The following is a 19,621-nucleotide window of genomic DNA, read 5'->3' on the forward strand; positions in this document are numbered from 1 at the left end:
AGTTGGGAGCGCCGTCTAATGGCGGCGCGGCGAAGCTGCCACGGGCAAAGCGGCCATCCGTGCGCAGTATAGCGACAACCGGGTCACCCGCCCCGTTCGGGCGGTTAGGAGACCGACGGTTTTCTGCTTATCGAACTTTGGGAGCCGCTGTTCGCGGGTCGTCGCTGAGTTACCGCTCCCGATCAGAACTATCATTCACATCCGCTTCGATGAAGGTCGGGGTGGGCCGTCCACCTTATCGGCTTTAGGCCCGCGCAAATCTGCAATAGCATCCAGGACGCGTCTGATGATCGCGGCTCCCTCGGGGGTTTGGTCCCAGATCCGGCGCAGGCTCGCATTCGCTTTTGCCCACTCAGCATCCATTTCAATCTCTTCGTCGACTTTTGGCACCTTAACTTTGAGGACCCTGCAAATTTGTACCACGTTATTGCTAATTGTTTTGAAGTCGCCCGCGCATACACGGCCAACCTGACTTGGATGGACGTTCGCTAATCGTCCTAGATCGGCTTTGCTGAGCTTGCTTTTCGCGAATTTTCTCAAGATCCGCTTGTGTAGCTCATCTAGCTGCTCTCCCCCGGGGACGGGAGTGTAGAGGAACCTGTAGACCTCGGGCCGCGTGTGATAGGCATCATAGGCAGGACGATCGGAGGGCTTGAAGGGCCGAAGTGCAGTAAGCGGTGCAAAGGCCCCCGAAACGCCTCTGATGTCAGGATCATTTGCGGAGCGCGCCCGGCCAAGGTTGCGTCCGTTGCGCTCGACCCAAGACCCGATTCGACTGTGCGGACCATATCCGTCCTGTATCCCCACGAAGATGCGCGCCACCATGATAGCCGAACCCTGGGAGATCGCGCTCGGGCTTGCCGGTGAAGCCGCCCCCAGAGATAGTGCTCTACATGTTCGGTAGCTCGGCTGCCGCGCGTGCTCAGGGAGTTCAGGATGGCGGACCAGGATAATGGCCCCAAGAAAATTAAGCGGCGTCGAGGAAACACCCTCGAGAACTGGGAAGTCGCATTGGTCAAGGCGATGATCACGCGGGGCGGAGCATCCACGAATGATCAGGACATCCTGGCCTACTTCACCCGGCCGACCCGGACGGTAAACCATCGGCTGATCGGAGAAATCCGAAGCGAGGCGAAGCACAAAGCGACGAAACCCGCTACTGACGACGATCTGGATGCCTTTCTCTCGACATGGCCGGACATCGATCATGCGACCGGCCTCAGCGTTCGCGGCGATGAGTTGCTCATCAAAGCACGGGAGGCGATGATCGCCGGGGTCCAGACTTTCAACTCCGCCGGGCTGACTTTCCGGGCCGAACTGTTCATCGTTACGGCGATCATCGCTTGGACATATCTGCTCCACGCTTGGTTCCGTCGGGAGGGAATCGACTATCGTTATGCGGGGCAGAAGACCAAGGAGGGTGCCGAAAAATTCTGGGAGCTTGGCCATTGCCTCAAGTAGCCGAAATGCCCGGTGAAAGGCGGAGTCGCCAAGAACCTCGAATTTCTGATCGAGATCCGCCATGAGATCGAACACCGCTCGACCAACCGGATTGATGATGCGCTTGGCGCAAAGTTGCAGTCCTGCGCGCTGAATTTCAATGACCTGCTGAAGAAGGAGTTCGGGGCGCAGTATGGGTTGGAGAAGCGCCTACCGCTCGCCTTGCAGTTTGTTTCCTTCGGCGCGGAACAGCGGGCCGCTCTGAAGAAGGCGTCCGGCCTTCCGAAGCATATCGAGGCGGCCATCGATGCGTTCGAGCATGGCCTCACCGACGAGGAGATGAAGGATCCGGCTTATCGCATCTCCTACGGCTTTGTGCCGATGGTGGCGAAGAAGCCCGGCGCGGCCGACACCGCGGTTCATATCGTCTCTGGCGGCAGCGACGAGGCGGGGGAAATCAGCAAGATCATCCTCAAGGAGGTGAACAAGGATCGGTATCCGCCCAACAAAGTGGTGGAGAAGATGCAAGCGGCAGGTTTCCAAAAATTCCGCATGCATGACCATACGCAGCTCTGGAAGCAATTCGATGCGAAAAACCCGGGCAAGGGTTTCGGGTGCGTCGGTGACTATGGAAACTGGGTTTGGTTCGATCGTTGGATCGATCAGGTGCGCCAGCACTGCGAAGCTGAAGGTGAGAAATTCATTTGATGTCGAACATGTATGATATTCGAATATCCTTGACTTGGTTCCAACGCCGTTCGGCCGGAAACCTCGAGGATTCCGGCTGATTATTGTGATGACGGGATGGATCTAGCCCGGCCTAGCAGGCCGGGCCGATCGACGGTCAGGCGTCCAGGTGCCCGACGGGGCAGTGCCAAGGCATCAGCTTGGCATGGTCGATCTCGCCGCCGCTGCGCTCGATCTGTTCCACCACCCAGTTCAGATAGGCACGCGGGTTGACCTGGTTCAGACGGGCGCTTTCGATCAGCGTATAGAAGATCGCCCAGACCTGCGCCGCCTCGTGCGAGCCGGCACCGATCGAGTTCTTCTTCGCCAGGGCGATCAACCGCATGCAGCGCTCGATGGGGTTGTTGTCGATTTCCAGTCGGCCATCGAAAACGAAACGCCGCAGGGCATCGAATGCGTTCAGCGTATAGTTGATCGCCTTTTTCAGCTCTCCATGCGCCCGACCCTCGGCCTTGAGGAGATCCGTGTGAATATCGTCAAGGATAGGCATTGATTGTTCCTGCCGGATCGCAAGGCGCGCCTCGGAAGGCAGGCCGACCGCCGTCTTCTCGATCTTATACAGCTTTGTGATCTTGCTCCTGACCCGCGCCGCCAGGCCGCTGCCGGTCGCTTTTAGGGTTTCGTGGAACTTCCGCCGGGCGTGGGCCCAGCACCGCACCGGGGTCATGGGCTGGTTCGTGCCGTCAGTCCTGAACAGGCGGTTGTAACCGGCATAGCCGTCGGTCTGGAGATATTCGATCAGGGAACCAGTCAGTAGTCTTTCAGCCACCTCCCCCGCCCGGGTGGGAGCATATTCGTAATAGACCGCTGGATGCGTGTCCGGATTCCAACACCGCTCATCGCGGCAGAGGGCCCAGAGATAGCCGGTATCGCTCTTTCCGGTCCCCGGCGCCTGGATCCGCAGCGGGGTCTCGTCCATATGCGCCACGGAGCCAGACCTGATGTATTCAAGCAGCTCCTCGCAGACCGGGCGCAAAAAGCGGGACAGATGGGCGAGGTTCCGGCCGATGGTCTGGCGAGACAGGTTGATATTGCTGTTGGCAAATCGCCGTTCCATCCGGTAGATCGCGTTGCTTTCGAAGAATTTCTGGGCCGCCGCCTCGACGATAAGGCCGGTCTCGACACCGCGATTCCTCATGATGAATTTCGTCGCCTTGGCCGCCACGGGCTTGTTCTCCTTGCAGCGTTCGTCGCGATTGCAGGCACAGGTATGATACACGTCCTTGACCACGACGACGTGCTCGGGGACGATCTGAAAGCTTCCCACGCGCTCCTCCGCCTTGATCGATTTCATCTGGCAGCCGCAGGTGCAACAGGTCATGTCCTCGGGGTAGTGATCGACCCGCCTGATCTTGATATCCTTTGAGATCTTCCGCGCCGCTTTGCCTTTCGCCTTCGCCTCCTCGTCCTGTTCGTCCTCCTCGTCGGGATTGTCGTCCCCGAGGTCGATGTCGGCGTCGGAATCGAGGCTCCGTTCGGAGCTGGTGCCGAAATGCTCCTGGTTCAGCACCGCCAGCCGTTCTTTCAGTGCCCGCACATCTTTCCGCAGGTCGCGGATCCGCTTTTTGGCGGTTTCGACCTTTGTTTCGGCTGCGGAGAACATCACCACGATGCCGCTGACCTGCGTGCCGATCGCCATTCTTGCATTGTCGGGGAGGCCGGGTGCGGCATTGACGGCTGACAGGATACCGTCACAAAGGAGGCCAATGGGGCTGAGCCTGCCCGAAGCCCGGTTGGGAGGCGGGCACAGGGGCTCCGCCGGGTTGTGGGTTGCCATGGTCGTTCCTCATGGGGGATCGATCCCACCCGGAGCCGGGCAGGTGCGGACTTGCGCCCCAACGGACGGAGGCCGGTCGGGGATGAGGCTTTTCCCAGAGCGCAGGCATGACGGTGCCGTTCCCCACCCACCGAATCTACGGGCGGGGCAAGGCTGGCTGTCAGCGGCGTCAGGAAAGAAGCCTGTTATGGTGAGGAAGACCGTCGCCCATGCGGATTCCTTGCGCCGGAGCGCGGAATCTGCTAATGAACCAGTATCAACGCTGGAGGGCGTCGGTCTTCCTGAAAACGATCACGTCGGAATGCGCCAACATTCCGGCGTTTTCGTATCTAGGGTCATCAGGTATTCATGGTGTTATGCCTCCTTGAGCCGCGCGACCGTCGCGCGAGATAATATTCCGCAATCCGTCGAATTGAAATAAGTCTAGCTTCATCAATGAGTTGACTTGACCCCCAAAAGGGATTCAGTTTTTCGCATCCCGTTCGGCACTCGCTGAGGGCAAGTCTTGTGGACCAACTTCCTGAAGCCGCGACAGGCAGTTCTTCGGCTCCGGTCCGGATCGGGCGACGGCTGTGCGAAAAGCAATCGGTCTGATTGCCGAAATTCGTCTGCTGCAGGAAAGCTCGGAAGTGGATGGCCCTCTGAATGCTCCGGGCAGCCCCGGAACGGCCTGTTCTATGACAGACGATTCGAGGCCGTTTCCGGCGATCAGTTCAGGGGAGACATCAGGCTAAGCGACACCCTGCGCCCGATCCGGAGAAATCAGCGTATCAGGCGGAAGGCCGTGAGGACGATATGAGGGATCATGTTCGGGACCAACTGTCTAAAGTCGATAATTCGGGATCGCAAAGGGTGGCTGTTTGGTTCAGGTCTCAACAATTTGCACCAGCTTGCGGAAAAGGTTTCCGCGCAAAATGATCCTACGCTCCCAGTCAGGCTCGGCCCTCGGATCTGCCCCTTGCGCAGCAAAGCCGAGTTCCAGTCGATTGCCGGCCCACTCCAGAGTGAAATCAGCCCATGGACCGCTCAGCCCGATTTCAAGGCTGGCAACGCCTTCCTCCTTCCAGGGCAATGTGGCGTCGAACAGGCCGTCAATCCAATTGCCCACGAACGCGCCGAGAGTGGATGTGACCTCAATTCCGGGCAGCGGATCCTGCTTCATGAAGCTGAGCGCGGAGTCCCGGGGCGGTTGATTGCTCGCTGCCCATACGACCTGTTCTCCCTGCAGAAGAATTCCGCTCTTCAGTTCCATGTCGATGACGTTCCGGACGAAGGCCGGCGCGGCGGTCATGCCAACGCCAGCGGCAAGAACAATTGTCAGGTTGAACGTATCCTGTCCCACCATGTTGCTTGCGCCGCGACCTTTGCCGCCATCGGTTCGCAGACCCGCCTGTTTAAGGGCACGGCTGAGCCCCTCGACGCTCGTCAGGGACTGGCCGAAGATGGCCGCGAGCGCGACTGCCATGTTGGTCGAGTTTGCCATGCCGATCTCCTTCCGTCCTGAGGGGAAGGTGTATGCGAGGGTCAGGCATGAGTCAAACATTATTCGCAAATATAACCGATAAAAAATATCGCAAAGAAAGGCGGCTATGAGCGAGCTGTTTTAGACATATTCCACAATGGCCAAGTCTTGTTACCACGATTACAGTTTGACCCTGATAATGGCCGCATTTTCAGGGTTGTCACTGCGATCCTGAAGATCAGGCCGCCACGCATTAGCAATCTCAGGGTCGTGTGTTAGATGACGCGGCCGCACATCGATTATGGTTGCGCGCCAACGGACGTGTTCAAATAGAAGAACGCGGCGGCAGTCGCTGCGTTCAGGCGAAGCATCGAGCCAAACTGGAACGGGTCTACGATACCCGAAGACTGCACTCTGCCCTCGGCTACCGTCCGCCCGAGGAATTCGAAACGCTAATCGCCCAGCAGGCGGCTCAGTTCGAAGGGACCTTCGTGGTCCAGCCGATGGGGTTTACTCCATCGGCTCACTTCTGGGTGGAAATCAACACATTCTCAACCCATCCCGTATCGCTTCGCTGGTTGATACGAGCCATGGCTTGCCGACACCAGCTCCTGAGAACTACGACTATCGGTAATCGCCAGCACCGATCTTCAGATAACACCGTTCAGACGATGATCCGGTCACCCCGGGACGCTTGGCGCCCCCAGACGTCATCAGGTAACTCAGAGGTGAACTCTAGAGGCCATCCCGCGGCGGCGTGGGCTTTCATGCTTTCGATCGACGGATGCTTGTAGCAGTTCTCCAGCCCCAGCGAGACGATCGCACGAGGACAGGTGCTTGGGGCAGTCGGAACTGTTCCATCAACCTTCGCACCATGATGGGAAACAACGAGGCGGTCGGGAGCCGGATAGAGTGCATTGTTGATCCCCAAGTAGTCGGCGTCTCCTGGTAGGAGAACGTTTCCTTTGCCCTCGAGGGCAATACTCATCGCCATCCCGGAGTTGTTCATCTGCTTGGACTTCCCGTTGACCGAGGATGGGTCACAGCCAATTACGGTAATGCTTCCGACGGTAAACGCCTTGCTCGGAAATGGTGTGGCGAGAATGAGCCGGTTGACCTTCATCAAGGCTTCGACAACGAATTCGGCATTGGGTCCAAGTTTCTGATCAGGAACGACCCAAAACGCATTCTGCACAGCAGGCCACCTGTGGAAGCCGTTGTAGTGATCCGAGTCCCAGTGCGAAAGAACGACGATATTCGCATACGGTCCGGCCGGTTCCGTCGGTGGATAGGTTTTCCAATTATACGGGATAGGCCAACCACAGTCGAAGTGGAGCATCGGGGCCCCGGTGCTGTCGAGCACAGTCGTGAAATTGGCATGTCCAACGTCGTGGACGACTATGGAATGAACCGCAGTGTTTGCGACGGCTGAGTAAAGTTGGGCGATGTCATGCCAAGACGCTGTGGTCGACGCCTTGACGCCCTTCGGCTGACGGCGACGGCTAAGCCTTGCCGCCACGACCTTCGATGAGTTTGCAGCCGCACCGACAGACCTCGGCTCTTCAGGATCGAAGCCGAAGTCGGTGATCTCAGAGACAGTGAAGCGTTCCAGGCGTTCGTATCCGCGCTCACCTAACCGACAGACTTGGGCCAACGGACCCGACACCTTGCCTCTCGGAACGAGCTGAAGCTCCATCCAGCGTCCAGCGAGGTTTTCATGCCCGTTCTCGTCGTATGGACCATCCATTTTGGCCAGTTCCGCGAACTTTTCTGCCGTGGTCATAATACGCAGGAGCGCGAGGTTTTCCCGCTCCCAATCTGCGAACGGCCGATCCACCTCACCGAGGCCCACGGCAGTGTCCACCGCATCGATAATGATGGTGTGTCGCCGTTCAGGGGCGTCTGGATGGAGTTCCACGCTCTCAATGCGACCGACGAAGGAACGCGGTTCCGTCGCCAACTCCCCGGGGTCGCGCACCGCAAAGGGTCTGCCCTCGGAAGCTCTGTTGAAACGAGCCTTGCCAACTGAGGAAGATTTGCCGTCGCGGGAAGTCGAAGCGACCGCCACCTTGGGCTTTTTTGAAGTCTGGCTATCAGTCATCATGTCCCTTCGCGCGCCTCGCGCGACGAGTTGGCGGCCATGCGGCCGGTGATGTTGAGAATAGTGGGACGACGCGGCCGCGGGGCCGCGTCGTCGTTTGGTTAAGCCCCGATGATCGATCTGACGAACATGTCGAGTGTGCGCCCAGCGGGCCGATGCGAGATCGAGGCGCACCGATGGGCCAGATGCTGGACGATGTTGGCGTCCGCATAGAGCTCGGTCTCGAATAGCTCCACGACCCCGATGGCGCGGCCGATGTCGGCCCCATAGGCGCTGAGGTCGACCTTTCGATCTTGGAACCCGGCCCCCTTCTCCGCAAAGGGATAGGCTATATTCAGCTCGAAGATCCGATCGCTTACACTGCGCACGAGGAACGATTGACCGTAATAGGTATCGTTCCCGAAGTTCTTTTCAGGATTTTTCGCACCGAAGTCGATGTATCGATACCGATACTCGTCGCTGACCGGGATCAGCACCGTTCGGCCTCTAGGGAAGTGTTCGAGCAGCAGCGGCTGGATCAGCTTTCCGTGCTCGACTACCCGGCCGCTCTTTGTCACCCCCATCACCAGCGGAGGCAGCCCGACCACCCGGGATCGCACGTCATTGATCATCTTCATCATCGGCCGGTGAAGCTTCGCCGGCTCGCCGAAGATGCCGAGCGGTCCGTCGACAAGGAAGATGGCGCCGTTCAGGATGGCGCGGGTGTGCTCATCCGCGTCCAAGCGCATAATGGTGTGAGCAAGGACGAGGTGCTCCAGGGCGCTCATGGCGCGCGTATAGGCCTGCTGATTCGTGCCTTCTTCCGCGAAGGCTTCTGAGAGGCGTAGAATGTCGGTCAGATACAGCGGGCTATCGGGCGCGTGCGGAGATGGAACCTCTCCGATGTCTTCCGGCACGAGCACGTCGTGACCGAATCTTTCTCCGGTGATGGGGCAACTCATGGTCGAGGGCAGCTTCAGATGCCTCCGGCCGTTCACGGCTTCGGTCGCTCCGTCAATCGCAAAGAGATCGACAAGAGTTGTTTCAAGCTTGCCGCCGAGAAGTTCAAAACGCTTTGAGCGAAATGCTTCGAACGTCGATTTCCTGAAGCTCTCCCGCGGGCCGTGGCCGTCGAGATGGATGCCCGCGCCGGTGAGCGGCACCGAGTAGGTGTTCTTCTCTCGTTCGATCTTTGCAATGGTTATCGGATCAGGCGTCCCACCTGAGCGGGGGTCGATCTTGTGGTATTCTGCGATATCGATCCCGACCTGGCCGATCTTGAGAAGGCCCATACGTGCGCTGGGAAAACCGTTGGAGATAGAGGCCTCATAGTTGGACCCGTCGGCCGCAATGACTAAGCCCTCCAGAGGCCGAACGACCTCATCCGTATAATCGATCGCGGCACGAAGCACTTCGCCTGCGAACGCCTCCGGGTCCAGGTGGTGGCGACAGCGCTGGAAGAGCGCGGTCACCTCCGCGTCCTTCATGATATCCTCCGCGCCCAATGCGGACGCGGTCTCGTTCGCAAACGGCATCAGTTCTGGCCCTCGGCCGGAAGCGGCGTGAACCAGGAGTTCGTTCCGGTCGCTTTGGCTTGCTCGTATTGGCGCTTCGCGTGATCCGGCTCGAATTTCGAGATCTGGGTTGGGGTGACGAAGCTCGCGGAGAGCGTCTTGATGCGCGCGAAGCCGACGTCTTGGCTACGCTTCAGGCCAGCGGCAAAGTCAGCGAAGTCATAGAAGCCTGAGATGGCGCGGATCTCGGAGTCGTTGTTCAGGTGGGTGACGAAGAAGTTTTCCGTGTTCGCAAGGATATTCGGATGGATCGAACTTGGCTCCTGGGTCGCATAGACGAGGGCGATGCCATACTTCGCCCCTTCTTTCGCGATCCGCGGCCAGATCTCCGTCAGCTCCGCCTTTTTGCCGATGAGGTTGTGTGCCTCCTCGACATAGATGACGACGCGAGGCGGTATGTCTCCGACGTTGAAGGCCGCACTGCTCCGTTTGAAGATCTCGCGCACAAGCTTTTTGGAAAGCTCCTCTCTGATGGTGGGGCTGCCTACCGACAGGTCGAGGATCACGATCCGGCCGTCTTTCAGCAGCGAATAGATTTCCGTCGCGATTTCTTTGGACCCATTCGGCCCGTGGTAGTCGCGCGCAGCGCCGATCGCTCCCGGGCCGATGATTGCCCCATCAGTGGTCGAAGACTTGCCGACGAGAACGCCAAGTAGGCTGCGCTCCGTCTCATTCAGCCAGGGCGTCCCTGGCCGACCATCCTTCGCGGGTTTGCTCGAAATTGCGGTGGCATCGTTGCGGTGCCCGTCATTGGCCATCTCGATTTCGCGCACCGCACGCCAGAAAGTCCGCATGTCTTCGAGGGATGCTACATGCTTGGATCCGCTGCCTTGCCGTGTCAGACCGAAGTAGGCGCGACACGCGTCTGCCAGCGCGTCCGCCGTCGGCTTGTCAGGCAGTTGCCCGACCTGAGAAGCATCTAGTTTGCCCGAGCTCAGCCCTTTGCGAATGATATCCGCGAGAACGTCCTTGCCTATCTCAATCTCTTGCCGAGCCGCATTTTGCGGATCGGGCCGATATCCGGCGGACAAAAGGATTGCCCTGAAAATAGATGCCCTGCGCAACCAGTGGTTCCACTCCGAATGCTCCGAAGGACTCGGGCGATCGAGGTTCATGGATAGGAAGTTCTTGAGGTCGTTTCCGCCCGTGGATCGGCCCTGCTGCTCGATTTCATGCCCGATGAGTTCCAGAGCAATCGGGAGATCATTGTAGAAGTTCGTGCGCAGATCACGAAAACCGGGCGTAGAAATGATCCGGTAGCGAACCGTCATGTCCGGGAATACGTCGTTGATCGCGCTGCCCTGATCTTGCTGGTTTGCGTTCGAATACTCGCCATTGATGTCGAAGATCAGCTGTCCGATGGGGCGCGTGGTCTGGAACGACGTTGTGGCCACTTGGGAGACCATCGTTTTCGTGGTGTTCGACTTACCGGTCCGGGTCATTCCGAACACGGCTGTGCGGCGTGCCAGAAAGTCCACCGGTGAAATCTTGACCGGAACCGCAGTGCTCCCGCCGCGCTCGGCCATGTGCTGCGTTGACGTGTAGCGCACGGTGCCGATCTGAAACGCAATGGGCGGAGCGCCACCTGCCGCGGTGGCGTCGGCTTCCGCCTTCTTACGCCGATCCGGGTCCACGTAGTTCACGATCGTCTCGAGGGCCAACGCGGTCGGTTTGTAGACCCGCATCATCCGAGTTGCGAAAACGTCCTCGATGTCTGTGCCCATGCGCAACTCGCCGTCTTGGCCGACGAAGAAGGTGCCAAGGATGTGCCCCTTCATGCCGGTCCAACTCATCCGGTTGACCGTGATCGGCTCCAATTCCTCCAGCCGTCCGTTTTTCACATCCGGGTTTTCCTGGAAGAACTGAGTAATGGCGCGTAGATGCTCGGAGTCCGTTTCAATGGACGCGCGTCCTGTCACTCGCAGCAAGATGACCCGGCGGTCCACCGGTGCGGTGGTGACAAAGTCGGCCGGGTTGAAGGTTGCCGCGAGCAGATACGAGTTGTGTGGGATGCCCTCGACATCACTGCGCCACTTGTCGTGGACCATGACCAGCGCTTCGCTGTAGTCCATCGACAACGTGAAGCCCACCCGGCGGCCGTCATGCGTGTCCTGCTTCGCCACATCGTCGACGAGCAGAGAGACAAGGGGCGATCTTTCGGCAGTGCCGCGCTCAAGAAGGGCTTTCATCGTATATCTACTGCTTTTACCGTTGGAATCGTGATTTGCACGTCAAGCGCGGCATGCGCTTTTCGCAGAATGAAGTTTTCGACGATCATTTCCGTGCAGTCGATCTTCTGCACCGTCATGGCCTTCGCCGCCGTGTAGCGCATGTCTACCGCGCCCCGGCCAGCATGGTCGCGATACATCTGCCGTGCTTCCGGGCAGCTGTCATAGGAGAGGATCCAAGGCTCATCGAGGCGCTCCAGGCAGCTGTGAAGCGCCCGGTGGTCGTCGTCTTCGAACCAGTATCGGTAGAGCTTGTCCGCCTTATGGAAGAATGGCGGGTCAAAATACCAGAGCGCCAGCATATCTGGGTTGCGGCTATGGGCTGACCGGTAGGTCCCGACAAGGCTCCTGAAATCCTTGTTGTAGACGCGAGCCCGCCCGCTGAGGCGCCCAAGGCCCCAAATGCGTTCGGCGAGTTCGTCAGCGTTCCACCGGCAATCGATCGGATTGGCGCTTGTCTGCGCCTTCCCACCGAGCGGTCCCGCCGACGGGTTCAGAGAGCCTGAAAAGGACGTGCGGTTGAGGAAGATGCATTTGAACGCCTTGTCGACGATGCTGGCCGGATTTGCGGCACGCTGCTTCTCCCACTCATCCAACGTGACTTTCGCATCCAAGATGCGGTCCGCGAGTTCAAAGTGGCGGTCGGAAAAGACGACCTTCCAGAAAGCGGAGACCAGCGGGTCCAGATCGTTCAGGATCGCTTCGCGGGCGATCCCGGATTCGAGCAGAGCAATCGACATGGCCGCGCCGCCGGTGAACGGCTCGATGATCCTGTCGATCTTGGGTGTTCCGTTGCGGTCGAGTGCGGCTGCGACATGCGTCACGAGCTTGCGCTTCCCGCCCGGATAGCGAAGTGGGGAGAGATACTTGCGCGCCAGCGCCTTGGTCGCGGCTTTGAGAGCCGTCTTCGTCTCGTCGTTGGCAGTCATATTCGTATTCCTCTTCCGACCGCGGCGCGTGAAGACTAGCTAACAGGACGGAAATTCGCTGTCGTGATCCACAGCATCGAACACAACTTACGGTATTTCTGTCAAGATGTTGGTTGTTGCAAAGTGCTGCTCGCGCATGGCCTTAGCGCAGTGAGGTCGTCCTGTTGCCTTGCTGCACTGGGCCCGCTTCGTGGTCTCCACCCGACCGCTGCGACACGATCGCGAGCGCTCTCTCGCGCGTCGGCCGGCTCGGGGAAGGTGGCGGGCCACGTGGCCACGTGGCACACTCGTATCGCTAACGTTCGACGCGATGCGATGCACAAACTCACTTCGATGCTGGTGCGCGAGCACGGCCGCATCGTTAAAGAAGACCTGAACGGCCGCTGGATGATGCACAACCGCCGCCTCGCCCCGGCGATCGCGGACGTCGGCTTCTTCGAGTTCTCGCGGTAGCTGGTCTATAAGGCTCGGCGCGCCGGCATCGAGATCGTCATGACCTTGCCGCTCTCGGTCCGCACTTGGGCCTGGTCGCCTGAGGCACCGAACAGATCGCGACATCAATGCCACGATCAACCTGAAGAACCTGTCCGGTAGCGCGGTGCTCATCGGGCGCCGTCCGGTGACAGCCTGTGGAGTGGAAGGGGCTGGCGCCGGACTCGAAACTGCCCACGATAAAGCAGGAAAAGAGCCATAAAAACGGTAGCGAGGCCAATCGGTGTCATGCTACCCGGAGAGGATGATATACGGCGAATTTGCATCTTGCGACGAGTGCGGCACCGTTCACCGCGTGCGCATCGGGATTGGGACGGAGCCTGTTCAGGCTCATCGATTTGCTTGCGTCCAGTGCAAGCAGGAGATGGGTGTCGTTGTCGAGTTCGGGAAAGGGGTCTCGTTCGGGCCGAACGCAACCGTCGTCGAACCGGTAGATGACGCCCCGACCATCAATCTTCATGCGTCTTTCGTGTTCGCAAAGGGTGAACTCGGCGACCCGGGCGCCTTCCCGAGCATGGAGTTTTCCAAGCGGCTGCTAGAGGCGGCAGAGGAGAGGGCCGGGGAAGACCTGGGGGCAAGACTAGCGCAACTGTCCAGAAGCCAGCGCTCGAGGCCGCGGCCGACCGAAGAATGGGAGCAGCTTCGCTGGACCTGGTCGCTGACCCGCGCTGGCAAGCCGGACCTGGCGGAAAAGAGATTTCAAAAGTTCCTGAAGCTGAGCGCCTACGATCCGCCGCCGGAGGACCTGCCGGACTGGCTGTTCCAGTTTGCGGCAGATGTCTCAGGGCCGCACTTCGACACCCTGTTTGAGGCCGTCTTCGAGCAGCTGCGTATCGCCAAGGACAAGCCGGACTTCCCTCGGTTCGTCGAGCACTACGGCGCCAAGATGAGCGTGCCCAACGGTCGTCGATACTTCGACCTGTGCGGCGCATACTTCAAGGCATTCCCGGAGTTTTCGCAGGTTCATCATCTCGTCACCGCCGGTCTTGAGATCGGCGATGACCACGCGGCCGCGTCCATGAACTACGACGAAACGCGGATGTTCTACGGGAACACGTTCGAGGTTCTGGGAGAGCACGTCAGCATCCTGACCATGCTGAACAATCTGATTGAGGATCGCCTATTCGATCAGCTGCGAAACCTCACGCTCGCGGAGTATTTGAAGACAGACAAGGCGGGAAGGTGTCGGGCCTTTGCAGAAAACCCGGCCTTCGCGGCCATCACCGCCGAGTTCGACAATCAGGTCCGAAATGCCTCGCATCATGGGGGAATGACCTTCGATCGCGACACCGGGTTGGTTGAATATCGCTCCGGGAAGGGCGGGCAAGGCGATCTGAACTCCATGAGCTACGCTCGATATCTGGCGCGATGTGTTACACTCTTCATGCAGGCGCTGGTGCTCTTGCGTCTTGAGGTGGCCGTCGCAGAGTTCTTCAAAACCCAATACCCGCTCTGACATCGCCACAAAACGGACAACGGCTTCTTGATGACTCTCGGTGAACGGATCGATTTCGGCAGCGGCTCCTATGAAATCCGAACGGTCAGTCATCGCCGACAACATTCTGGACCGCGACTTCCAGGCTGACCAGCCAAACCAGAAGTGGCTGGCCGACTTTACCTACATCTGGACCGCTGAGGGCTGGCTTTACGTCGCTGTCGTGCTGGACCTGTTTTCTCGGCGCGCAGTGGTCTGGTCCATGAAAGCTGATCGAGATGCCTCATTGGTCCTGGACGCACTAATGATGGCGATCTGGCAGCGCGGGAAAGCCGACGCTCTGCTTCATCATTCGGACCAAGGATCGCAATACACAAGCAAGCAATTTCAGAGGTTTATGTCTGACAACGGGATCACCCGCTCGATGAGCAGGGCTGGAAATGTCTGGGACAATTCAGCAATGGAGAGCTTCTTCTCATCGCTGAAGACCGAACGGACAGCCCGCGAGGTTTATCGCACCCGCAACGAAGCCCGCGCAGAAGGCATTCGAAACTGGGATACCTCAGCCCCATGGAGTTCGAGACCCACGCTATGCTAGCTTGACCAGCTGTCCACGAAACCGGCAGCAGCTCACCTTCTACTATCGTGCTATCGACAATTCTCTGTCCGTGCCAAGGTCGCCTGCGCCACCGGATGGCTTGATCCGGCCTCGACCTCGCAGCAACCGCCAGCAGATCAGCCTAGGGCTAGGTTAGCCTAGTCCTTCTTTGGCGTGCTTGATGGACCCCTAGGTATGTCGGACGGCCCCATTTCTGCTAGGGTCCATCCCTATAATTTTCTGTTGCCTGCCAGCAGGTTGAGTTATTCACGCTGGTCATGAACATGCGAGACAAGCGATACTTCTGGCTGAGCGCGCGGCAGATGCAACGACTTCAGCCGTTCTTTCCCAAGGTGCGAGGCCGGGCGCGGTCCGACGACTGCAAGGTGCTGAGTGGGATCATCTACGTCAAGCGCTATGGGCTGCGGTGGCAGGATGCGCCTTCTGTCTATGGGCCCTATAAGACTCTGTATAACCGGTTCGCCCGCTGGTCTCGAATGGGCATCTTTGTCCGGATATTTCAGGAACTGGCGCAGCCCGGCAACCATGGCGACACGTTGATGATCGACAGCACATTCCTGAAAGCGCACCGCACCGCAGCAAGCCTGCGAAAAAAGGGGGCCGTCCGCGGGCGATCGGACGCACGAAAGGCGGCCTGAACTCCAAGCTGCACATGCTCAGCGACGGCAAAGGCCGCCCGCTGAACGTCTTCCTCTCCCCAGGCCAGATGGCCGACAGCCGAGGTGCCCTCGTGCTGCTACGCCATCCGCCGAAAGCGAAGCGCTTCCTGGGTGACAAGGCTTATGATGCCGACTGGCTGCGCGATGACCTCAAGAACCGTGGCATCCGTCCCTGCATCCCGCCCAGGAAGAAGCGCAGAAAACCGGCCAGATACAACAAGCGCCTCTATCGCAAGCGCTACCGCATCGAGAATGCCTTCGGTCATCTGAAGGACTGGCGTGGGGTCGCGACCCGCTATGAGCGCTGCGGGGACATCTTCCTCAACGCCATCATCCTGGCCGCGATCATCATCTTCTGGATATGAAACTTATAGGGATGGACCCTAGGATCATCCTTGGCCAACTGCCTCTATATATCGCCTGAATGCGCCGACAATTGCCGCGTCATCGTTGCCGAACCGTTGAGCAGGTGCGCAGCGGAAGTCTACATGTGCCCGCGTCATCCAATACACCAGCCTCAGATTGCTGATATGAGGTGGCCTAACCTGCAGGATGGCGCGGACCACATCGAAAACCCGATTGTTTGCCGTATCGAATTGGAAGAGCGGCAACCTAGTCCTGCCATTCTGAACCAAGGTGATGATTGCATCGTTGCGGGCCATGGCCTGCATGGCGCCTTCCGGGTCATCCGTTCCGATGCGCAGCAGCGCGCAGGCCAGCGCCGCATCGATCAGGTCGATTCTGGCCAGAAGGCGTTCCTCGACGCTGGGTTCGTTGATGAAGTTTTCTGGTGGCATTCTATTTCCTCTTGGGAACGGCCCGGTTCCGCGCTTCATCGAAGCTGAATCCGGTGGGAAGCGTGACCTCCCTCACGGAAAGATAGCCGCCGATGCATTCCGGGCAGACACGCCGACCTTCTGGTAGCCATTTGCGCATCGCCTTGCCCATGCGGACGATCGTCTCGTTCGTCGCGGACACGACGATCCGCCCGTTGCGCACCACAGCATCGCCAGAGACCAGCGCCGGGTCGAGGATCCGGCCGCAGCCCGCGCAAAGCTCCGTGGGCCAGGCACGACCCGGCTCGACCTGATTCCAGTGCGCATTGACTGGGAGGCTGGCTGAGCGGCGCTCGATCTCGGGCAGCGTCACGGGCCGGAAATCCCAAAGGTCCACGCCAACGTTGACGCTGTTTCGCGAACCCTGCCAGTTCTGATGGACATGGCCGAACAGTTGCAGCCCCTGATGCCGCGCGCCGGGCCAGGTGATCATGGGATAATGACAAAGGAACAACCGCCGTTTGTCCACGACGATATCGGCGGTCTCGCTCACACTGTCCCAAGGCATGCCTGAAACCCAGTCTTCATCGTGATTGCCACGGATCAGATGCTTTCGGCCCGGCAAGGCATGGAAGATGCCTCGGACCTCACGCCGTTGCGCATCGGTGGATCTTCCCGCGGTGAAATCCCCGAGAATCCAGAGGTCATCATCGGGCTGAACCCTGGCCCGGCACTCGGCCAGCAGGTGGGCGTTCATCGCGGACACGTCTGGGAAGGGGCGGTCGCAGAAGCGGATGATATTGCTGTGCGAATAATGGGGATCGGCGGTGAACCAGTGCATGTCAGCCCTCCCGTTCGCGGGCGTCGCGGTCCGCGGCGTCGATCTCTCGCACCCGCGGGATATATGTGGCCAGCAACTGCGCGAGAAGCGCGGGATCGTCCACGTTCATGAATCCGGGAAGGGTAAACCTGATCGCATCGGCAGCGGCCTTCTTCCCGTTCAACGATTCCGCCAGTTCCGCTGCGAGCGTGTCGATGGACCGGCCGAGCCGATACCAGCGCGAGGCGGTGCGGGACCAGCCGGCCTCCGAATCGATGGGGATCAACTGCGAGGTTGTGCTACTCGCAGTGCCGAGCAGCGGGTGATCGGTCACCTCGCCCCAGAGCATCACATGCCCGTCGAACGAAATCGCCGCTTTCCAGTCCGACAGGACCGGTGCCTGCGCTAAGTCCGCCTCAGATGGTCCGGCCTCGGCAGCGGCAATGGCGCGTAGAACCTTATCGCACCACGCGCGGTCTTGGGATGAGAGTTTCATGATGGTTTCTCCGTTTCAATGACATGAAGAGGGCGACTGCGGCGATGCCGCAGGCGCGTTAGATTCAGGGAGGTATGGAAAGGTGGATGGGCCGGCTCAGTGGAGCGTCGGCCCCTGTTCCAGATCGGCGGCGCGTTGCAACATACGGGCCGCGACCCGCAGACTGGGCCGATACCGTTGCAGGGAGGGGTGGGACAGGATCTCGGAGATCGACTCGATGGAGGCTTCCGACAGGTTGCGTTTCGTGCCCTCGCGGCGGACGAAGCTTGTCAGTTCTGTTAAGGTGAGGTGACGCAGCTGGATCGGCGGGCACCGACTGAGCAGCGGCTCCGGCAACTGTCGGTAATCGTTCGAGGTCAGCACCCAGATCACCCAACTCATGTCAAACTTTACTTGATAGTAGGGACAGCTCCAGTGCCGTGCAGTCAGGGGTTCCAACAGCGGCAGAAGCGCCTCGGCCAGACCGAAGGCGTGACCCTTTGTCGAAACAGCAGTGCCGGCCTTTTCCACCTCGTCGACCACCATCACCGGGTTGGCGATAGGATTATGCAGGATGGTTTCGATCAGTCGCCCCGGGCATGACCCGCCCCAGCCTCGCTGGGAGCCAACGACCCCGAAACTGGCATTTTCCGCCGTGGCTTCGATGACCATGGTAGGCGTGGACAGCAATTTGCCGAGGCGTCGCGCCAATTCGCTTTTGCCAATGCCGGGTGGGCCGTCGAGCAAGAGCGGCGGGATCTTGAGACCCGGCAGGCCCTCGCGCACCGATCGGCGCATCGCGTGCCAGACCACCTCGGTGGCAGGGGCCATCCAGGGCATGTCCGCGTGCAAGGCTGCGGCCAGTTCGTCGGCGTGATGCTCGTTCCGGATAGAGACCAGCCGGGCACCGTCCTTCAGCACCTCAAGTCGCGCCCGGTCATCGGACCTCAAATGCTCGAGGCCGGAGGCCGCCTTGCGGCGTTCGAGGATCCGATCGACCCGACGCTTGATACGGCTCTCGTCGTCACGGCCCATCCCGATGAAGTCCGTCAGGTCGGGCGCCGGGACGTCATCGGCGTCCACTACATCGCGGATCGGGGCTAGAATATTCGGAGGGAGCCTTCTGCAGCGCAACCTGCGCAGGTGTTTCTTGAGACGGATTTCGAGCTCAACGCGGCCCGCGTTCGCGCTGAAGAAGCGCGCCTCGATGAAGGGGATGGCGTTGGACATTGGATGACTCCAGGCCTGAGGGGGCCGTCGACCGGGAGTGGCCCGGCCGGGGAAAATGTGTTGGGGAAAGTGGCGATCAGGCGCCGGGGAAGATGAAGCCGCGCAGCAGCAGTTCGGCCTCCCCGCCTTTGGGCACCTCGTCGGGATAGCCGAGCGAGACGTTGATGACCGGTGCCCCGCGGATGCGGGTCGAGAGCGTCCGGTGGGTGTGGCCGAAGAACCAGTAGTCGGGCCGGTGCGCCTCCATCCACCCGTCAAGATCCGACGCGAAGGCTGGGCTGATGACGGACATAGGACCGGAGACCGCCGAGCTTGGAGCGTGATGGGTGACGATCACCGTTTGGCCGGGCCAGGGTTCGGTCATCTCCCGCGTCAGCCAGTTCAGATGATCTTGATGAATCGCGGCAACATCCTCGGGGCTAAGGAACTCACCATCGGTCCGGAGAGTCCGAGCGTAATCCGGCATCACCGTTGCAGCCCGCGTCATGGCGGCTTCGGGATCGCCAAGCAGGGCAAAATCCGTCCAGAGCGTGCAACACAGAAGGCGGGGGGTGCCGAAGGTCAGAGCGCGCTTCTGGGCAAGGTGTGCTCCGGCCGCCGATGCTATCCGGGTCAGAACATCGTCGTCGAGGGTGGCGCCGTAATAGTCATGGTTGCCCGGGATCACCCATATCTGCGCGGGTGAGACCAGCCGCGCGATCCGGGACAGCGCCCAAGGCCAATTTCGATGCGGATCATTGGCCAAGTCACCTGCGATAATAAGCGCATCAAGGCTGCGCAGCACCGGCAAGATGCCTGCGAACGGATCTCGCCCGGCGTCGGCCCAGAGGTCAAGGTGCAGGTCGGCGGTGATCAGGATGTTCATTGGCCACGCGCTC

At 59.8% G+C, this 19,621-nt stretch carries 15 protein-coding genes and 2 pseudogenes; 5 read left to right on the forward strand and 12 right to left on the reverse strand.

The features are described from left to right. Positions 1 to 195: 195 nt before the first annotated feature. On the reverse strand, positions 196 to 825 hold the full coding sequence (locus tag JX25_RS14955; protein ID WP_206611541.1) for a GNAT family N-acetyltransferase: 630 nt from the start codon (positions 823 to 825) through the stop codon (positions 196 to 198). Between the two features lie 198 nt (positions 826 to 1,023). Here JX25_RS14955 and JX25_RS15285 point away from each other — a divergent pair. Beyond that, positions 1,024 to 2,148: pseudogene (locus JX25_RS15285) on the forward strand (DUF3644 domain-containing protein). A gap of 136 nt (positions 2,149 to 2,284) precedes the next feature. On the opposite strand, the gene tnpC reads toward JX25_RS15285, so the two are convergent. The 6 genes from tnpC to JX25_RS09630 all read right to left on the reverse strand — a co-directional run bounded on the left by tnpC (position 2,285) and on the right by JX25_RS09630 (position 12,237). Then, positions 2,285 to 3,964: an IS66 family transposase gene (tnpC, locus tag JX25_RS09605; RefSeq protein WP_128254778.1), complete on the reverse strand. Its 1,680-nt coding sequence runs from the start codon at positions 3,962 to 3,964 to the stop codon at positions 2,285 to 2,287. An 865-nt stretch (positions 3,965 to 4,829) separates the two neighbouring features. Beyond that, complete coding sequence (locus JX25_RS15115; protein WP_241557896.1) at positions 4,830 to 5,447, reverse strand: hypothetical protein; 618 nt, start codon at positions 5,445 to 5,447, stop codon at positions 4,830 to 4,832. A 643-nt stretch (positions 5,448 to 6,090) separates the two neighbouring features. After that, complete coding sequence (locus tag JX25_RS09615) at positions 6,091 to 7,527, reverse strand: ComEC/Rec2 family competence protein (RefSeq protein WP_128254779.1); 1,437 nt, start codon at positions 7,525 to 7,527, stop codon at positions 6,091 to 6,093. Between the two features lie 101 nt (positions 7,528 to 7,628). Beyond that, positions 7,629 to 8,993, reverse strand: coding sequence for a hypothetical protein (locus JX25_RS09620; RefSeq protein WP_128254780.1), 1,365 nt, complete (start codon positions 8,991 to 8,993; stop codon positions 7,629 to 7,631). A 47-nt stretch (positions 8,994 to 9,040) separates the two neighbouring features. Next, positions 9,041 to 11,269 (reverse strand): ATP-binding protein, encoded by a 2,229-nt coding sequence (locus JX25_RS09625; RefSeq protein ID WP_128254781.1) that lies wholly within the window; start codon positions 11,267 to 11,269, stop codon positions 9,041 to 9,043. Further along, entirely contained in the window at positions 11,266 to 12,237 is a 972-nt protein-coding gene (locus JX25_RS09630) for a DNA adenine methylase (protein WP_128254782.1), read from the reverse strand. Before JX25_RS09630 ends, JX25_RS09625 begins: the two co-directional genes overlap by 4 nt. A 270-nt stretch (positions 12,238 to 12,507) precedes the next feature. Between JX25_RS09630 and JX25_RS14840 the strand changes: the two genes are divergently transcribed. From JX25_RS14840 to JX25_RS09645, 4 genes and pseudogenes are all read left to right on the forward strand, one after another. Then, positions 12,508 to 12,690 carry a hypothetical protein gene (locus JX25_RS14840; protein WP_164876101.1) on the forward strand — a complete coding sequence of 61 codons (183 nt, stop codon included), beginning with the start codon at positions 12,508 to 12,510 and terminating at the stop codon, positions 12,688 to 12,690. A 403-nt stretch (positions 12,691 to 13,093) separates the two neighbouring features. Continuing rightward, the gene (locus JX25_RS09635) at positions 13,094 to 14,185 is read left to right on the forward strand and encodes a hypothetical protein (protein ID WP_128254783.1); all 1,092 of its coding nucleotides are present in this window, start codon (positions 13,094 to 13,096) and stop codon (positions 14,183 to 14,185) included. Between the two features lie 79 nt (positions 14,186 to 14,264). Continuing rightward, positions 14,265 to 14,767: pseudogene (locus JX25_RS09640) on the forward strand (IS3 family transposase); the annotation flags it as partial. 279 nt (positions 14,768 to 15,046) lie between these two features. Further along, positions 15,047 to 15,807, forward strand: a protein-coding gene (locus JX25_RS09645) for an IS5 family transposase (RefSeq protein ID WP_128254784.1) whose coding sequence is annotated in 2 segments (ribosomal slippage) — positions 15,047 to 15,383 and positions 15,383 to 15,807 — 762 coding nt in all. Because the reading frame shifts where the segments join, the coding sequence is not laid out codon by codon here. Positions 15,808 to 15,831: 24 nt separating this feature from the next. On the opposite strand, the gene JX25_RS09650 is transcribed toward JX25_RS09645, so the two are convergent. The 5 genes from JX25_RS09650 to JX25_RS09670 form a co-directional block, all read right to left on the reverse strand. After that, positions 15,832 to 16,239 carry a hypothetical protein gene (locus JX25_RS09650; protein ID WP_128254785.1) on the reverse strand — a complete coding sequence of 136 codons (408 nt, stop codon included), beginning with the start codon at positions 16,237 to 16,239 and terminating at the stop codon, positions 15,832 to 15,834. Between the two features lies 1 nt (position 16,240). Next, positions 16,241 to 17,059 carry a metallophosphoesterase gene (locus tag JX25_RS09655; RefSeq protein ID WP_128254786.1) on the reverse strand — a complete coding sequence of 273 codons (819 nt, stop codon included), beginning with the start codon at positions 17,057 to 17,059 and terminating at the stop codon, positions 16,241 to 16,243. A gap of 1 nt (position 17,060) precedes the next feature. After that, on the reverse strand, positions 17,061 to 17,534 hold the full coding sequence (locus JX25_RS09660) for a DUF6634 family protein (protein ID WP_128254787.1): 474 nt from the start codon (positions 17,532 to 17,534) through the stop codon (positions 17,061 to 17,063). Positions 17,535 to 17,630: 96 nt separating this feature from the next. After that, on the reverse strand, positions 17,631 to 18,743 hold the full coding sequence (locus tag JX25_RS09665) for an AAA family ATPase (RefSeq protein WP_128254788.1): 1,113 nt from the start codon (positions 18,741 to 18,743) through the stop codon (positions 17,631 to 17,633). Between the two features lie 76 nt (positions 18,744 to 18,819). Beyond that, positions 18,820 to 19,608: a metallophosphoesterase gene (locus JX25_RS09670; RefSeq protein WP_128254789.1), complete on the reverse strand. Its 789-nt coding sequence runs from the start codon at positions 19,606 to 19,608 to the stop codon at positions 18,820 to 18,822. Between the last annotated feature and the right edge of the window lie 13 nt (positions 19,609 to 19,621).

The sequence above is a fragment of the Falsirhodobacter deserti genome, from assembly GCF_004015795.1.
GTDB lineage: Bacteria > Pseudomonadota > Alphaproteobacteria > Rhodobacterales > Rhodobacteraceae > Falsirhodobacter > Falsirhodobacter deserti.